The sequence below is a fragment of the Pantoea endophytica genome, from assembly GCF_002858935.1.
GTDB classification, from domain to species: domain Bacteria; phylum Pseudomonadota; class Gammaproteobacteria; order Enterobacterales; family Enterobacteriaceae; genus Pantoea; species Pantoea leporis.
Genome location: NZ_PJRT01000005.1, coordinates 750505 through 764916, shown reverse-complemented (window position 1 = coordinate 764916; position 14412 = coordinate 750505). Strand labels below are relative to the sequence as shown.

Below are 14412 nucleotides of genomic sequence, written 5' to 3'. Positions count from 1 at the left end.
ACACATGGCTGACATCCGTTTAAATATTTGCGCAACTAATTTGAGTCAAAAGATCAACTTCTTCCATTCACTGCTTCGCTCATCGTTATATTTGTCTGTCATTGCCTGATTTGAGTGCCCCAGAAGTGTTTGCGTATCGATGCCCTGAGCTCTGTAAAGCCGCTCAGACAGAGAGCGCTGCTCATGGAAAGAGGGGGCCTGGCCTTCCTCCCATAACAATCCTGATGCTTCTCTTGCCAGACGAAAATTATCTCGCAAAGAGTGCGGTTTAACTTGTTCGCCTCTTTTAGAGGGGCCTTTATCATCGCGATGATGAAGCAGGTAGGGGCTCAGAATTCTGTCACGACATTGCCCGATGATTTCGCGCAAGCTGATACCTAGCGCATTGCAGTGTAGTGAAAGTGGCAGTGCTATGCGTGCGCCTGTTTTCTGCTGAACGATATGCAGATGATCATCCCACACATCGGAAAACCGCATTTTCGAAATATCACTAATGCGCTGCCCTGAAACTACAGCAAGCAACATGGCGCGTTGCATATACCGGGGTTTTTCTGCATGGGCATAAATCTTTTTCCACGTAGGCAAATCAAGTCTGGCTCTCATGACTTTTGCCCTGGGTGTACGGGTCGAAAGCGCTGGGTTAAAGCCCGGGCTGACTTCCCCTGCGCGTTGCGCCTCCTTAAAGAAATCAATACAAATCGTTCTTACAAGAAGCGCCATACTGTTTTTATTTCGTTCGAGGTAAGGCTCCATCAAGGCGTTGATGTCTTTCACTGTGACTTGATCAAGAGGCTTCATACCGATTTCTGGCACCAGAATGTCGAGCACCAGTTTCTTCTGCTGAATCGTCTTCGTTTTTAACTCGCCTGACTTAACGCGTCGTGTTTGCAACTGAAGATATTTTTCTGACCAGCCTGAAGTCGTTATTGACGTGTTCAGGCTTTCCGCCAGTTTATTCCTCGCTTTGATGAGATGACGCATCTGATTCTCAGATAATCTGGAGTTAGCTTCAATTGCGACGGCTTTTGCTTCCGCTTCATCGGTGCCTAAACCATGAAATTTACCTGTGACCGGATGCTTATATCGCCAGTAAACGCGTTTTGTTCTGGCATCAGTAAAACAGGACAGATTAGGGATGATGACATTATATTTACGTGGTCTGGCCATCCTCTAATATCCTTTTCAATCTCACGTTATCACTTTGCCTGATTTCAGGACTGGACTGTGCACCGATGAATCGCGCAGAGCGTTCAACGCGCCAGATATTCCCAACTTTTACCGGAGGCGGAAATATCATTCCATTCCTGGCATATTTGCTGAGTGTAGCGGAGCCCGGAATCGGATTGCCGAATTCCTCTTCCGCCCAGGTAGATAACTTAATCATGCGAGACATTATATTCTCCGGTTAAAAATTTAATCGGTTACCACGAAGTGGAAGAGTCATTTCTTAAAAGTATCTATCAGGAAAAATATTCTGAAAAATGATGTCTGTTTTTAAGCGTTCATAAATGAAAATTCGCACGCAAGGCGCGATAATAATTATCGATGTTGATTGACTACCCGGATTTCAGTGCTTCTTTCTCGGCTTTCGTGGCGAGGCGGGAGTAGCCCATACGACTGCGAATCAGTGTCGGCTCCTTTTTCTTCCATTTTGCTACATCACGCTCCCGATATTTAAGGGGTGCATTCCCATTAACCGAGGCGATAACGTGTTTCTCATGTACCTCCTTCACGCTGACCCGCCAAACAGAGAGTGTGCTGATGGTTGTATTACCCATCTTATGCCGATACAGCTGCCAGGCCGTATCACCAGGTTTCAGGGAACTAATTTTCATTTGCTCTCCTGTGCTTAATTGCGCGAAGTTCCTTCTCATGATCGCTGCGGCATTCTGGGGCACAATAATGACCCTTGTCGATTGGCTCATCACACCAGAGGCATTTACCGGTGAACATTGCCGTCACACGCGGCCGGTAAGCCAGCGCTAATTCAATCATCTGAAGCTCAAGTTCTGATGCTGCATCTATCGGATCTGGATGTGTCATTTCGATTTCCTGTAGGCAATAAAAAACCGCCTCATTGGGCGGTTTTCGCGGTTTTACTGGCTTCATACTTTCTTCGTATTTCAATCATCCTGATGTAAAAGTCATACAACTCTTTGCGCATGCTGTTTTTCATGTCATCAGGTAGCGGCTCTTGCAATTTCATCCATTCATCAAGTTCAGGTTTGCACTGTACGTAGGCATCATCCACAACTTTCTTAGCGGGTATGGTTGAATTAATGAAGGGAATTGTATGGTCATTCAAACAACGCGTTTCTGGCGTTCCGAATGCTTTGTCGTCCGCTGCCGCAGACATAGAGAGAAATGCTCCCGTAAATAAAATCCATTTCACAGCTTATTTTTCATCCTTCATATTTACCGAGTCCGATCCCCGTGGAAATTTCATCGACTCCTGTCGGTAAAACTTTAGCCTTCACTCATGAAAGCTAACCATTCTGCCCAGCAGTTTTCTGGATCGATATCCCTGTAGCCACGACTCTCTGACATACTCAAAGCCGCTTCAGCGTCCACGGAAATGGCGGTGGCGTTATCCCTGATATCTAATACCTCCAACTCAGTTAGAGGTGAGCCTTTCTCATCCGCTTTAGATAGCAGCAAGGCAATAAGTGAAGGTATAAAGACGATCGTCATTTATCCGCATCCTTCTGATAAACCGGGTCACTGCCACGCGGAAACTGTAGCGCGACATTCCTGTAATGCTGCAGTCGCTCTTTGAAGTAATCACGCAAATCTGCAGGTTGCTGCATTTCTGCTTCATGTGGAACGAAGGGCATGTTTATGTGCTCTTTATATGCAACACCAGACGCGGAAAAATCGACGTTGATCTTGTCACGCTCTTCTCTGCCAAGGGCTGCTAAGTTGTGATTTATGGCGAATCCTATTGGTATATCACTCAATTGTCTGCGTGAGGATAAAACCTGCCGCAGCAGGTTCATTTGTCCATCATTTAATCTGGAATATCACTTCGCCCTCTGGCGATAACTGCCGGGTGTATGTCATGCCTCTCTGCGGCAATCTGCTGATTAGTATCTCTTCCATCACATCCAGCGCATGACGATTTTCATCAGTCTGGCGAGCTTTGAATGTGAGGGGTGTATCTGAGTTTTTATCAGCCGCATCGACCATTGCATTTGCAATGTCCGGGTATGTTATTTCTTTTTCTGACACTACTTAATCTTCCTGTAACCAATCATGCAAAATCGGCGGAAGGTTACATTACTCGGCGGTTTGAATAAACGCTTTTTCACACTGTAGCGCTACACGGTTAATGTGCTGCTCCATCGCCTGCAGCGACTGCACATCTTCAAGCCTCACGTCGAGTTGAATCAGCGCGTGAATGGCCTGACTTAACTTTGTGTAGTAGCCGACCAGTTGCTGCCATTCCTTACCAGCGTTATCGTCTTCCTTGGTGATTTTCTTCTCGCGGATGATGTTCTGATACTGGTCAGCGGTTAGGACGTATTTTTCGCCAATGCCGATTTGCATGGTATTTCTCCAAATTTCGGGCGTAAAAAAACCTGCCGGAGCAGGTCGACTTGAATCAATATTTATTAACCAATAGGCTTGGGGTGGTATTTAAAAATAGCTTGCACTATATCTTCATCAGATGGCTCATCCCCACAGACACCAATCAAATAACCGCCCCTTTCTTGATAGACAGTTTTAACAATAAATGTAGCGTTATAGCTACTGAAAGATAAACGAGCTTGGGATTGGTGAGGTTCTATACTGGATCCAAAAGTTACCTTTTCCACTCCGGGCGCGACTTGTTCTTTCTTTCCATGATGCCCGGCACCGAATAACATAATATCATTCACTTTTGCCCGTCCTCCTTCTGATAAACCGGGTCACTGCCACGCGGAAACTGTAGCGCGACATTCCTGTAATGCTGCAGGCGCTCTTTGAAGTACTCTCGCAAATCTACAGGTTGCTGCATTTCTGCCTCATGTGGAACGACGGGCATGTTCATGCGCTCTTTATATGCAACGCCAGACGCGGCTAAATCAACGTTGATACGATCGCGTTCTTCTCTGCTGCGTGTTGCCAGGTTTTGAGACATGCAGTTGTCCTCCTCACTTGATTATACCGCGCTATCCTTAAAAAGGAGGTGCATATGTGTGGACGATTCGCGCAGTACAGCAGCAGAGATGAATACTTTGAATCGCTCGGCCTGAAGGCTGACGAAATCCAGTATGACCCGGAACCGATCGGGCGGTTTAACGTCGCTCCCGGCACGAAGGTGCTGTTGCTTAATGAATGTGACGAAGAGCTTCATCTCGACCCGGTCTACTGGGGCTACGGGCCAGAATGGTGGGATAAACAACCGCTCATCAATGCACGCGGCGAAACCGCAGCTACCGGCCGTATGTTTAAACCACTCTGGAATAACGGCCGGGCCATTGTGCCGGCTGACGGCTGGTATGAATGGAAAAAGGACGGCAGCAATAAGCAGCCATATTTCATCTACCACAAGAAGAAAACGCCGCTGTTTTTTGCTGCCATCGGTAAAGCGCCATATAGCAAAGATCACGATAAAGAGGGCTTCGTCATCGTCACGTCACCCAGCAACAGGGGCATGGTCGACATTCACGATCGGCGCCCGCTAGTGCTTACTACTTATGCTGTTCGTGAATGGCTCAGTCAAGAAACTACACCCGAGCGCGCGCAGGAGATTGCTGCCGATGCCGCAGTGCCGGAGAAGGATTTTTCCTGGCATCCGGTTAGCAAAAAAGTTGGCAATATCCATAATCAGGGAGATGAGCTGTTGGAAGAGATCGATGATCCCGTGGCGTGATTGTGCGAATTATTAAAGCAGCATACAGCCTGTATTTAGAATCGAGCTCTGACGAATTTTGTCGAGCATCTCTCTGACTTGAGCCTGATACTACCAACCAAAAGATATGCCTGCCGCGACGCCAATGCTTTTATTGCTGTCATAACTCATATATGCGCTGCTCCTGATTTGTTCACTCAGTCTGAATTGTGATCCGAATGATACTGCCCCCTGGCCACCATAAGAACCCGCCCCGAAACCAAAACTAAAACGTTTGCCCTCAACGAAAGGTATGGCCGACATTGACATAGCGGAACTTACACCAGCCATTGCTTTGTGATGGTAGTTACCGATGCGTTTATCCATAGCAGAAAATTTATGTTCGGTCTTCGTTTCAAACCGTTGTTGATTTAAGTCGAGTTGATTAATTTTCGTTGTGTTTTCTGATATCAGGCCGTATGCGTCAGATATTCTTTTGTTGTTTTTGGTGATCTTTTCAGTGTTTAGGATTATTTTCTTCTCCTCATCTTTAATTTTTATTTCATTAATAATGGTGTGCAATTCGTTATTGTTGATTAGCTGTTGCTGCTCTTCGATTTTTTCTTTGCTGGTATTGATGTCACTTTTGTTTTTATCAATAGCTTGTTTGTGTTCATCTATTTGTTGTTTGTTGTAATTTATTTTCAACTCCTGATCATTAACTTTCAATTCCAGAGAGTTAAGCTTAATGCCATCAGTGAAAATTTGGTCACGGTTGTGTTCGATATCCTCTTTCATACTACTGACATCTGTCTTGTGTTTACCGGGATGGAAAATTCTCACATCGGCGTGTGCTGGTTGAAAAATGAACATGGTTGTTGTTAAAACCATTAGTGATTGATTTAGTTTCATAATGAGTTTCTTCTGTTAGTTAGGGGCGTAGAGAAGAGGGGGGTTAAAAATTTGCGATGTTTTTCGCTATCAGATTTCTGCCTGATCGGCTAAAAAATAAATTGTGTGATGGTGAATTGATTTATTGTGGTTATTTACTGAAAGGTAATTAAGGAATTCGATTACAGCGTCGACGTTTTTTAGTAGGATTCAAAACATGGTTGTCAATTTTGGGGTTTTTATTTTCACTCCCCTTTATATTTTTCAAGCCAAAGGCCTCATTACAGGATGAGGCCTTTGGCTTGAAAATGTCTCCGGTAAATGTGTTCCTGAAGGACGGCTGATTTATGTCTACGTTTACCAGCCAATCGATATCCCGGCGGCAATGCCCAGATTCCTGTTACTGTCATAACTCAGGTAGGTGCTACTTCTCATAATCTCGGTCATTTGGAATTGAGAACCAATAGCCAGTGAACCCTGGCCACCATAAGAGCCAGATCCCACTCCAACGCTGACATCCTTGCCATTAACGAAAGGTATGGCATTCATTGCCATTGCAGCACTGATGCCAGCCATAGCCTTTTTATGATTTTTTGCGACAGTTTTATCAATTTTCTGAAATCTGTTGTTTGACAGCTGCCTGAACTCATCAATCTCGCCAGACAACTGGTTAAGTGAATTTGAATTGTTTTGAGTTTCTCTATGAATTTCTTCAATTTTTACTTTGTTTTTCATTACCCCTTTCTTGTTGTTCAGGATTTCTTTTTTGTTTTGTTCGTTAGTGGCCTTGTTTTTGAATGTGTCATCTTTGATCGATTTTATATCTGAATTATTTTTCTTAATATCTTCCTTGTTTTGCTTGATATCTTTCTTTATAACGGGGAGCTGTTCATTGTGATTAAGTACATCTGAATGGGTCTTAATGATGGTTTTCTGTAAGCTTATAAACTGCTTTTTGAGGTCAGACAGATCTTCAAAGCAACTGTTAGCAATGCAAAAGCTTGCGTAAGAAGGTGCAGGTGAATTTATAAAGGCAACAAGCGAGGTGATGAGTATTCGGTTTTTCATTTTAATCTCTTTAGCTAGTTAATATGTTAATCCATGATGCTTATATGGATTACATGAATTTAGGGGTGCTAAAAGTGAATTTTAAAAGTCAGGTAAAAAATTGCTGCCCTCGTTAATCAATCCTCATTATCCGAGAGCGGTGTGAGCAGAAGGTGCCGGAACACCCCTTTACACATATCTACTCTGGCTGTTGCAAATAAAGGACTGATATAGTCGTTTCCATCACAGTGCATGTCGAGATGTTCCATCGCAGCCTGATGAGTTGTAAAAAGAAAATCCTCTTCATCCCTTACGTGCCTGACCATCCAGGCAACGGGAGATGATGTTAAAGAGAGCTTCGCAAGAACATATACAATTTGTTCTCCAGGTGGAGATGACGCATGACTGAGATGGTCATCAATATAACGAAGGATTTTTTTATTCATGTTTTCTTTTTGCCTCAAAAATATTTTAGCTCCACTGATTGTATTTACAGTCAGGGGTTTAAATATTTCAGATATTATTAATCTTGTACTTGATGTTGGGTGCGATGAACTTAACATTGATTTCATCATGGATGAAGTCAGAAAAGTGAATAAATTCTGAAGTTGTATTCCCCTGGTGTTGGCGAAATTAAATATAAGATTATTTTTGAGACCATCCATTACGTAAAACACTCTGGCAATACTGGCTACGATGTTCTGACCATTCTGAATTAACCTGTCTCATGGCCAGTTTCATTGCCTTTGACCAGAGCTTCCCTGCTTTTTCATAGTGTCCAAAGTTCTCCGCAATTGCTGCTGCTTCAGCGGTATTATAATAACGAATGTTACGTATATTTCTCTTGAGGGGCTTCCCTTGTCTCATGGTCATACCTTTTGTAAATCATGATTTCTGACTGGTTGCGGCTTCATCCAGTTCAGCTTTCCTCACCAGAAAGACATCGGTCGCTTTCTCAAGTAGTGCTGGTGTAGAAGCCAGCACTCTGGAGGCATAGGCGTAGCATTTGGCCAGCGCGCTGACGGTTTTGGCGTTCATCGCAGCCTCACAGAAATCGGCCAGCAGCTTATCGGGAGTCCGTTGCTGAACATCCTGATCGTTGTCGAAAACTTTTGCTTTCCCGGCAGAACGCTGTGCTGATTTTTGCTCAGAAGCTGTAACTACGGAATGCTGTGTAGCTGGGGTGGGCGGTGGCGCTGCTGCTGGCGTATCGGATGCGCTTTGGTCAACATCTGATGCTTCAGCTTCAGCATCACTGTGTTCAATTAGCGCCTCGGCTTGCTGCCTGGACTGATTGATCAGTGCGTTCAAGTCGGTCAATGAGGATTTAGCTGGAGTAATATCTCGCTCAACGGTTGGAGCAGTGTCAATTTCATCGGGTGTATAAACGCCCAGGATGACATCGGGGCAATGCAGTCGCGCCCACCGTTTGACGGCGAGATAAGCCAGTTGTTGTTTGGGGTCACTTGCCCACAGCGTGGAGTTGCGCACCTGCGCTTGTGATAAAAGTATTTCCAGCTCGCGTGGCTGTTCCTCATTCTTCATCGTTGCCCAGACACGAACGCCACAACCGGATTCATCGTCCAGTGTCCATCCGGGAGCCGTGTACTTATTTCCCTTTGATGACGTTTTTTCAGTGAATTTGCCGATGACCTTTTCCCACGGACCAAACCAGGCATACTGAATCCGATCGCGTGTAGGGGCCATTGTCGAGATGACGGCGTTAACCAGCTGAGCTTCATAACCCAGCACGCCGTTAACCATGAAGGTTTTCTGGGCCACAGCAAACGGGTTCATGCGCCACTGCACCGCCTGCATTGTGACGGCGAGGCAGTCTGAGGCTTTTCCGGCGAGGTGCGCAGGTACAGTCACCCGGCTGCCGGCCATAATCTCGGCGAAACGCACAAGCTTATCCAGTGCATCCGGGCTGAAAATGGTGGCTGCCGTGCTGGTGTTATCTGACGTGGGGTCCACTGGTTTAATCTGCATCACTGATTCTCCTGTCTGCGTGCCCAGGCCGGGCGCTGGATTGTCTCAATGCCGCCCCAGTAATCATTGAGGCGGCAGTGGTGGAAGGTGTCGAGATTCTGGCGAAAGAGTTTCATGCCTAAATGCATATCATCGTCATGCAGTTCGAACGTCCGAACGGGGTAACGCCCGCAATCGATGGTTTCGCTCACCGCAATAAAGACGAACTGAGGGTATTCCTGGAAGCAACGGTAGAAACCCTCGCAGTACATCGCGGCCTGTACGTGATACCGGAACTCTTCGATGTGACGGGAAAAACGAGACATGTCGGAGACCTTCTTTACATCAAGGATGACAGCGCGGTTGGCCAGATATTTGTCGGGACGGATTCGACATAGCTCATCGGTTTCACTGTCTCGCCAGTAGATTGAAGATTCGCAATACCCCTCGTCTTTCAAAAAGTAACTGGCTGCGGGGTGAGCCATTGCACTGTCTCGCATCAGCAAAAGCTTTCGTCCCTGCTCAGCATCCAGCACGGTCATATTCATCCTGCTGGCATCCCCCAGGAATGTCTGCTCTTCCGCCTTGCCCTGATTTGTGCGGCGGTTGAAAGCGGGGGCAACGATATAGCGCTTATCAAATTCACCGGGTTCCAGCAGCATGCAATGCAGGGCGCTACCCATATCCAGAGCGGCTGTTTTTTCAGGATCGACAGGCGCATCCTTACGCCATTTGTAGATGGCAGGGTTCAGCGCCACATCATCAAGCTGCGACTTACTGACCCCCGGGCCTGCGTGGTAGTCCTCATTACTGATGTTGTGATACACGCCGGGTTTTACTGGCATGGCTCCTCCCATTTCAGTAATACCTGCAGGTCATAGTTTTCATTTGCCTGGTGGTAAGCAAGGTTAAGAATGAAGTCCCGATACTCTTCATTCGCTTTACCGCCGAAACAGCATTTGCTGGCGAGTGGATGAAGCAGGGAAGCCCTGAATTCATCAAGCGTGTCAGGAAAGAAGGTAAGAAGGCGTGCGGCTTCGTCGTCTATCCACTGCTCTTTTAGAATGGCATCCTGTTCTTCCGCATCGAGCTGTTCTTTTCTGCGCTCGAGCTCAATGAATGGCATCATGGCTTGCCCTCCTGAAGAATGATTTTGGTCAGTCTGTCAGTCAGAACCTGCAGTAGCGGTTTGGGAGGACGACGGCTAAAGCTGGCACTGCTCAGAATGTTCTTTCGGCTGAACTCGACAGAATGGATGGGGTGAAAAGGACGTGCGCAGGCGGCATCGCCCCTGATGTTTTTGTTCATCATGGTGAGGTTCCTGTAAGTGGGACTGGAGAGAGGTATTGCTGAGAAAAGGCTAAGCGAGGCTAAAAGAGGTCAGTTCTGGATTTCACTTAGCGTCTGATAACAAGGATTTCAATCACGACCATTTTCAGACTGGCTTTCGTACTGCTGTCCGGTAACCGGGTTCCTCCGGTCATAGCACCCTGCAAATCAGCACCTTCCAGCCTGGCTGTACGCATGTCCGCATCACGCAGATTGGCAGCCATTAACTTTGCATGGCTGAAGTCTGTGTTTAATAAAGTTGTGCCAGAAAGGTCAGCGAACGGCATAAAAGCCCGGCAAAGCAGGGTGTTGTTAAGACTGGCTCCCTGCAAATTTGCGCCTATCATAATGGCGCGGGTCAGGTCAGCGTTATCGAGAGGCGCGCTTCTCAGGTCCATAAAACTCAGATCGGCACGCTTTCCTTTCTGACCCTGTGAGCGGACCCAGATTTTGTGGGCACGCAGTATGATTTCAAGTTGTGAAAGGTTCATGGTGTTACTCCATTGATTAACGGGTAAAAGGTGATGGGCTGACTTGTTCCTCCTGAGTTGGAGGAGAACGGGCGAATGAGAACTTTGCTAACGGGGCTGCGTTCTGGTGTGTGTGTAGCGGAACTGACCAGCGCGCCAGAGCGGAGTGTGTCCACGTAATGAAGACTCAGCAGGTTCGTCGGGTTGTTCAGGGTAAGTAAGACATAGATGCAAAACATTCATTTAAACTCCTCCCGCCTTGCTGCCGCGCGGGCTTCATAGATGGATGATGTTTTGCCAGAAATAATTGTTTTCAGACAAAACACACCAGTTGTCGACACGTTGGCTTCGGATGCCGCGTTGAGGGCTGCATTAGCTACACGTGCATGCTTAAGCAAAGAAAAAATGCAGGATTTAATGACGAGCATGGATTGTTCGCCATTTGTGATGTACGTGATTTTCACAGGGTCAACTCCGTGTAATAACAGGGCGAATAGATGGTGGGGATTAAAGCCAGTCTGGTCTTTCACCTGTTCCCGTATAAAAGTCCAGAATATCCAGGAGTCTCGGATAGAATTTAATTGCGCGTTCGCCGTCCATCGATTCAATTTCTTTTTGTCTGAATCGTCGCCAGTCTTCGATTGAGTGCGTCTGACATCCAGCACTTAATGTGACGCCATGCGTAATTTGAATACTGTATTCCTCACCCATAATAAGCCATGTATTTGCAGGTAAGCGGGTACCGAATAAATGGGCGCCTTTCAGTTTTGTTCCCGTTACATCAGCGAGGCGTAAATTAGCATCATGAAAGTCGGTGCAAAATAAACTGGAATGGCTCAATGACGCGTAATCAAACTTTACGTGAGTAAAATCAGATCTCTCCAGATTACATCCATTCATTGCAGCATGACGTAGTTTTGCCCGGCGGAAATTACAGTTGCTGAGATTGCATTTATTAAAGATACTCTTCTCAAGGTTGGTGTTATAAAAGTTGTGATCAGATAAGTCACTGTGGCTAAGTACTAACCTTTTTCCTTCTTCGCCTGCGGACTGAAGCCAGACGTTATGTTCCTGAAGTAGCGCCGATAATTCCTCTTCTGTCATTGAGTTCTTAGGCGTTTTTACTGGACGAGTTATAATTGACAGGTCATGCATGTTCTTTGATTCCTATTCAGATTTCTTTGTCATAATCGGCGTGACTTAGTAATAACCATTTTCTCCCTCCGTTTTTGGAGAGAAGACGCCAGGAAGGGGTCACGCAGATTGAAAGATAGCCATGCCGGATAGTGCGTCTTGGTTTAATTTGTCCCAGACGCCATTGCCTGAGGAGACATCGAGCCCGGATGTTAACGCGTTCTGGTACCTTGTGTTTATTCATGGTTGGCCACCCATTCATCAGCGCATGACGCCGCAAGTTTTTGGGTAAACACCCAGTCTAAACCTTCGCAGAAATGGACAAATCTCCGCGAACGTTTCAGCGAACTGGCTGTAAATATGTGCCAGCCCCATCTGAATCTGTAAATCATTTGATCTCCTGATTTCAGGTAAAAAAAAGTCCCGTCTAAGACGGGACAGCAGTGTATAAGGCCATTTTTAACCAGCATGATAATACTGAACGGTGTTTTTTATAATTTCTGATCGTGAAATGTCAGGCGAAATACATCACACGTTATTTATGACGTGTAGAAGAAATCATTAACATGAGTAAACGCAATAATCTTATTCAGGCTCATTCGACTTTTCACACCCACAGCATTTGGGGCGTAAGTCCGGGTGTAATGCATAAACAGGTTCCAGAAACTCACTGATGATATAGTCTAGCGCGACCTGCACTTTTTCCATGTATTCCTCCGAATCTTCTTTGGTCACTTTACCTTCGGCCTCATACTCATAAATATAACCCGCTGAGCTACTCAATTCACGTACAACCATTAAAACAGATTGTTTAACGCTGACTGCAGCTTCACGATTTTTCATAGGTGCTCCTTGGTTGATGAGCCTGTTCAGGCTCAGATAACGGGTGGGGGATAACTAACAAACATCGCATGTCAGAAACAACTGGTGGGTTTCAAATCTGGTAGTTCGTTTAACCCGGATAAAAAAAATCCCGCACAAGGCGGGAAAGGGTCAAAGGAATGCAGGTATGCGGTCTGATTACTTACGCCCATCAAGTTGGGCTAAATCGCAACCGCGAATTGACTAGACGAGGAGTCAGAATTACTTCCTGACGAAGAATTTATAATCTAATCGTTGTTCGTTTTACTGAATAAATTCATCCATTCGTTTATTTCATCTCACCTCTGTAATGATTTTTTTGATTAGCAATAATCAAGGCTTGCCAGTTTTCATCACGTAAATCGAAAGGCAGGGTGATTTTTGCTTGAGAGGTTTGCTTTGCCCGAAACAGCTGCGTCGAACATCACGAATCCTGGCCAGATCAAAATCACTGGCATGCCGGTGATAAGTCTTGATGTGGGTTAATGGAGTTCGAGGGTCGAAGCGTCTGTTGCATAGCGGACATACAACGGTAGTGCGTTTCATGCTTCCTTCTCCAACAAAGGACATGGCACTGGCTAGCGCCATCTCGTTTGTTGTGAGTAGGTTGGGTTTTGCCACTTCGGGATATCGCACTCCTGTACTCCTCCCGCCCGACTTTATTGTGCCGTCCAAACTAACTCGTAGAGCATTAGTTCGAGGGTTTCCGTTCCACTAATTCAAAGATCACACGATGTGGCATTAGGTGTCAACACGTATTGTGTGATATTTTTTTGAGGGTCACGTTTTGTTATTGAATTTAATGTAATCTTTTATGCTCATAAACCCGCAGTTTGGGCTTTATGAGCATGAGGGAAGAACTTCGAAGGAGGTGAATTTAAGATGGAAGATAAGATTATTGGCAAGGCTTAAAAAAATTCATCATCCCATTGTGCTTTTACAACCTTACCGAGAATGCGACAATTTTCATCAATTTCGATGCTTTGATATCTCGCTGTAGTATTCATAGGCTCAAGCCACTGCTTACCATCCTCTGTAACAAACTTTTTGAAAGTAACTTCCGTTTTGTCATACACGATACTTACGCAGTAGTGGCCGGACTCGATAGGCGCTTCAGGATCAACTAAAACAAGGATGCCCTCTGGAAAACTGGGTTTAACTCCATAGGGGGAAGTCATTGAATGCCCTGGAACCTGAAACCAAAAGGATTTTTTACTTGCCCGTGTTGTGGAGGAGTAAAACTTAGTATTACTGTCAAAAGCGATTGGATATCCGCGCTCCTGACTTATTAATTGGTCTTTAGTGAGCAGTGGATATTCGTGTTGCTTGTAAACTGTACTTGAATCATCGCCGAACAAAATAAATGCTGGAGTCACCCCTAAAGCCAAAGCCAGTAGTGCCGCGTCATCAGCATTCACTTTTCGTGAACCAATCTCGTAATTGCCTAATCTTGATGCTGTAACCCAGCCGCACTGTTTCGCTAACTGAGCCTGGCTCAGCCTTTTTGACTCTCTGAGCGCCCTTATTCTTTCCCCAATATCGTTAGACATTTCATATCTCAATTTACGGAATTACACATGCCGTGAGTATAGCAGCCTCACACCGTGGTTGAAATTAGATCACAAATTGTGATAGTTAATATGTGATTACACTGGAGGCTTTATGAACAATTTAGCTTTGATTCGAAAAAAAATAGGCATCTCTCAGGCAGTGCTGGCGAAGTCAATTGGCTGGGGTCCATCTCGTATTGCCAATTACGAAAGCAACATCCGAACCCCCAGCCTGGCCAGCTGCCGTCTGATCCTCAAGGGGCTGGAAACGCTCGGTCACACACTTACTATAGATGAGGTATTCCCTCCATAAAAAATGATTTTAAACAGCGCCTTACTCGAAGATTAA

Annotated in this window: 27 protein-coding genes; 2 read left to right on the top strand and 25 right to left on the bottom strand. The window is 45.6% G+C overall.

The annotated features are described in order from the left end of the window. Positions 1 to 45: 45 nt before the first annotated feature. The 11 genes from PZBJ_RS06125 to PZBJ_RS06075 all read right to left on the bottom strand — a co-directional run bounded on the left by PZBJ_RS06125 (position 46) and on the right by PZBJ_RS06075 (position 4120). Entirely contained in the window at positions 46 to 1167 is a 1122-nt protein-coding gene (locus tag PZBJ_RS06125) for a phage integrase Arm DNA-binding domain-containing protein (protein WP_101761673.1), read from the bottom strand. Next, a complete protein-coding gene (locus PZBJ_RS06120; protein ID WP_101761672.1) occupies positions 1151 to 1393 on the bottom strand; it encodes an excisionase in 243 nt (80 codons plus the stop codon). Before PZBJ_RS06120 ends, PZBJ_RS06125 begins: the two co-directional genes overlap by 17 nt. Positions 1394 to 1556: 163 nt before the next feature. Next, on the bottom strand, positions 1557 to 1835 hold the full coding sequence (locus PZBJ_RS06115) for a hypothetical protein (protein ID WP_101761671.1): 279 nt from the start codon (positions 1833 to 1835) through the stop codon (positions 1557 to 1559). Then, positions 1825 to 2043 (bottom strand): hypothetical protein, encoded by a 219-nt coding sequence (locus PZBJ_RS06110; protein WP_101761670.1) that lies wholly within the window; start codon positions 2041 to 2043, stop codon positions 1825 to 1827. Before PZBJ_RS06110 ends, PZBJ_RS06115 begins: the two co-directional genes overlap by 11 nt. A 31-nt stretch (positions 2044 to 2074) precedes the next feature. Further along, complete coding sequence (locus PZBJ_RS06105; RefSeq protein ID WP_240632884.1) at positions 2075 to 2392, bottom strand: hypothetical protein; 318 nt, start codon at positions 2390 to 2392, stop codon at positions 2075 to 2077. Between the two features lie 74 nt (positions 2393 to 2466). Then, complete coding sequence (locus tag PZBJ_RS06100; RefSeq protein WP_101761668.1) at positions 2467 to 2691, bottom strand: hypothetical protein; 225 nt, start codon at positions 2689 to 2691, stop codon at positions 2467 to 2469. Then, on the bottom strand, positions 2688 to 2930 hold the full coding sequence (locus tag PZBJ_RS06095; protein WP_101761789.1) for a DNA polymerase III subunit theta: 243 nt from the start codon (positions 2928 to 2930) through the stop codon (positions 2688 to 2690). The genes PZBJ_RS06100 and PZBJ_RS06095 overlap by 4 nt, the downstream gene beginning before the upstream one ends. A gap of 73 nt (positions 2931 to 3003) precedes the next feature. Further along, entirely contained in the window at positions 3004 to 3228 is a 225-nt protein-coding gene (locus PZBJ_RS06090; RefSeq protein WP_101761667.1) for a hypothetical protein, read from the bottom strand. A 48-nt stretch (positions 3229 to 3276) separates the two neighbouring features. Then, positions 3277 to 3546 carry a DUF5405 family protein gene (locus PZBJ_RS06085; RefSeq protein WP_101761666.1) on the bottom strand — a complete coding sequence of 90 codons (270 nt, stop codon included), beginning with the start codon at positions 3544 to 3546 and terminating at the stop codon, positions 3277 to 3279. Between the two features lie 65 nt (positions 3547 to 3611). Further along, positions 3612 to 3878: a hypothetical protein gene (locus PZBJ_RS06080; RefSeq protein WP_101761665.1), complete on the bottom strand. Its 267-nt coding sequence runs from the start codon at positions 3876 to 3878 to the stop codon at positions 3612 to 3614. Beyond that, positions 3875 to 4120: a DNA polymerase III subunit theta gene (locus PZBJ_RS06075; RefSeq protein WP_101761664.1), complete on the bottom strand. Its 246-nt coding sequence runs from the start codon at positions 4118 to 4120 to the stop codon at positions 3875 to 3877. The genes PZBJ_RS06080 and PZBJ_RS06075 overlap by 4 nt, the downstream gene beginning before the upstream one ends. Positions 4121 to 4174: 54 nt before the next feature. On the opposite strand from PZBJ_RS06075, the gene PZBJ_RS06070 reads away from it, so the two are divergent. Next, on the top strand, positions 4175 to 4855 hold the full coding sequence (locus PZBJ_RS06070) for an SOS response-associated peptidase family protein (RefSeq protein WP_101761663.1): 681 nt from the start codon (positions 4175 to 4177) through the stop codon (positions 4853 to 4855). A 90-nt stretch (positions 4856 to 4945) separates the two neighbouring features. On the opposite strand, the gene PZBJ_RS06065 is transcribed toward PZBJ_RS06070, so the two are convergent. The 14 genes from PZBJ_RS06065 to PZBJ_RS06005 form a co-directional block, all read right to left on the bottom strand. Then, entirely contained in the window at positions 4946 to 5725 is a 780-nt protein-coding gene (locus PZBJ_RS06065) for a YadA C-terminal domain-containing protein (protein ID WP_101761662.1), read from the bottom strand. Between the two features lie 336 nt (positions 5726 to 6061). Then, complete coding sequence (locus PZBJ_RS06060; protein WP_101761661.1) at positions 6062 to 6772, bottom strand: YadA-like family protein; 711 nt, start codon at positions 6770 to 6772, stop codon at positions 6062 to 6064. Between the two features lie 116 nt (positions 6773 to 6888). Next, positions 6889 to 7416 carry a hypothetical protein gene (locus PZBJ_RS24015; RefSeq protein ID WP_146001289.1) on the bottom strand — a complete coding sequence of 176 codons (528 nt, stop codon included), beginning with the start codon at positions 7414 to 7416 and terminating at the stop codon, positions 6889 to 6891. Further along, positions 7397 to 7618 (bottom strand): ANR family transcriptional regulator, encoded by a 222-nt coding sequence (locus tag PZBJ_RS24010; protein ID WP_158238599.1) that lies wholly within the window; start codon positions 7616 to 7618, stop codon positions 7397 to 7399. The genes PZBJ_RS24015 and PZBJ_RS24010 overlap by 20 nt, the downstream gene beginning before the upstream one ends. 18 nt (positions 7619 to 7636) lie before the next feature. Beyond that, complete coding sequence (locus PZBJ_RS06050) at positions 7637 to 8740, bottom strand: RecT family recombinase (protein ID WP_101761659.1); 1104 nt, start codon at positions 8738 to 8740, stop codon at positions 7637 to 7639. Then, positions 8740 to 9564 (bottom strand): PD-(D/E)XK nuclease-like domain-containing protein, encoded by an 825-nt coding sequence (locus PZBJ_RS06045; RefSeq protein ID WP_101761658.1) that lies wholly within the window; start codon positions 9562 to 9564, stop codon positions 8740 to 8742. The genes PZBJ_RS06050 and PZBJ_RS06045 overlap by 1 nt, the downstream gene beginning before the upstream one ends. Further along, the gene (gamL, locus tag PZBJ_RS06040) at positions 9555 to 9848 is read right to left on the bottom strand and encodes a host nuclease inhibitor GamL (protein WP_101761657.1); all 294 of its coding nucleotides are present in this window, start codon (positions 9846 to 9848) and stop codon (positions 9555 to 9557) included. The genes PZBJ_RS06045 and gamL overlap by 10 nt, the downstream gene beginning before the upstream one ends. Next, the gene (locus tag PZBJ_RS06035; protein WP_101761656.1) at positions 9845 to 10030 is read right to left on the bottom strand and encodes a hypothetical protein; all 186 of its coding nucleotides are present in this window, start codon (positions 10028 to 10030) and stop codon (positions 9845 to 9847) included. The genes gamL and PZBJ_RS06035 overlap by 4 nt, the downstream gene beginning before the upstream one ends. 86 nt (positions 10031 to 10116) lie before the next feature. Next, entirely contained in the window at positions 10117 to 10539 is a 423-nt protein-coding gene (locus PZBJ_RS06030) for a pentapeptide repeat-containing protein (protein WP_101761655.1), read from the bottom strand. 218 nt (positions 10540 to 10757) lie between these two features. Then, positions 10758 to 10982, bottom strand: a complete 225-nt coding sequence (locus tag PZBJ_RS24005; RefSeq protein ID WP_146001287.1) for a hypothetical protein — start codon at positions 10980 to 10982, stop codon at positions 10758 to 10760. A 43-nt stretch (positions 10983 to 11025) separates the two neighbouring features. After that, a complete protein-coding gene (locus tag PZBJ_RS06025) occupies positions 11026 to 11673 on the bottom strand; it encodes a pentapeptide repeat-containing protein (RefSeq protein WP_101761654.1) in 648 nt (215 codons plus the stop codon). Between the two features lie 16 nt (positions 11674 to 11689). Next, the gene (locus PZBJ_RS24490) at positions 11690 to 11896 is read right to left on the bottom strand and encodes a ParE family toxin-like protein (RefSeq protein ID WP_101761653.1); all 207 of its coding nucleotides are present in this window, start codon (positions 11894 to 11896) and stop codon (positions 11690 to 11692) included. 341 nt (positions 11897 to 12237) lie between these two features. Then, positions 12238 to 12495 carry a hypothetical protein gene (locus PZBJ_RS06010; RefSeq protein ID WP_101761651.1) on the bottom strand — a complete coding sequence of 86 codons (258 nt, stop codon included), beginning with the start codon at positions 12493 to 12495 and terminating at the stop codon, positions 12238 to 12240. 926 nt (positions 12496 to 13421) lie between these two features. Continuing rightward, on the bottom strand, positions 13422 to 14063 hold the full coding sequence (locus PZBJ_RS06005) for a helix-turn-helix domain-containing protein (RefSeq protein ID WP_101761650.1): 642 nt from the start codon (positions 14061 to 14063) through the stop codon (positions 13422 to 13424). A 112-nt stretch (positions 14064 to 14175) separates the two neighbouring features. On the opposite strand from PZBJ_RS06005, the gene PZBJ_RS06000 reads away from it, so the two are divergent. Then, positions 14176 to 14376 (top strand): helix-turn-helix transcriptional regulator, encoded by a 201-nt coding sequence (locus PZBJ_RS06000; protein ID WP_091003926.1) that lies wholly within the window; start codon positions 14176 to 14178, stop codon positions 14374 to 14376. The last annotated feature ends 36 nt before the right edge of the window (positions 14377 to 14412 follow it).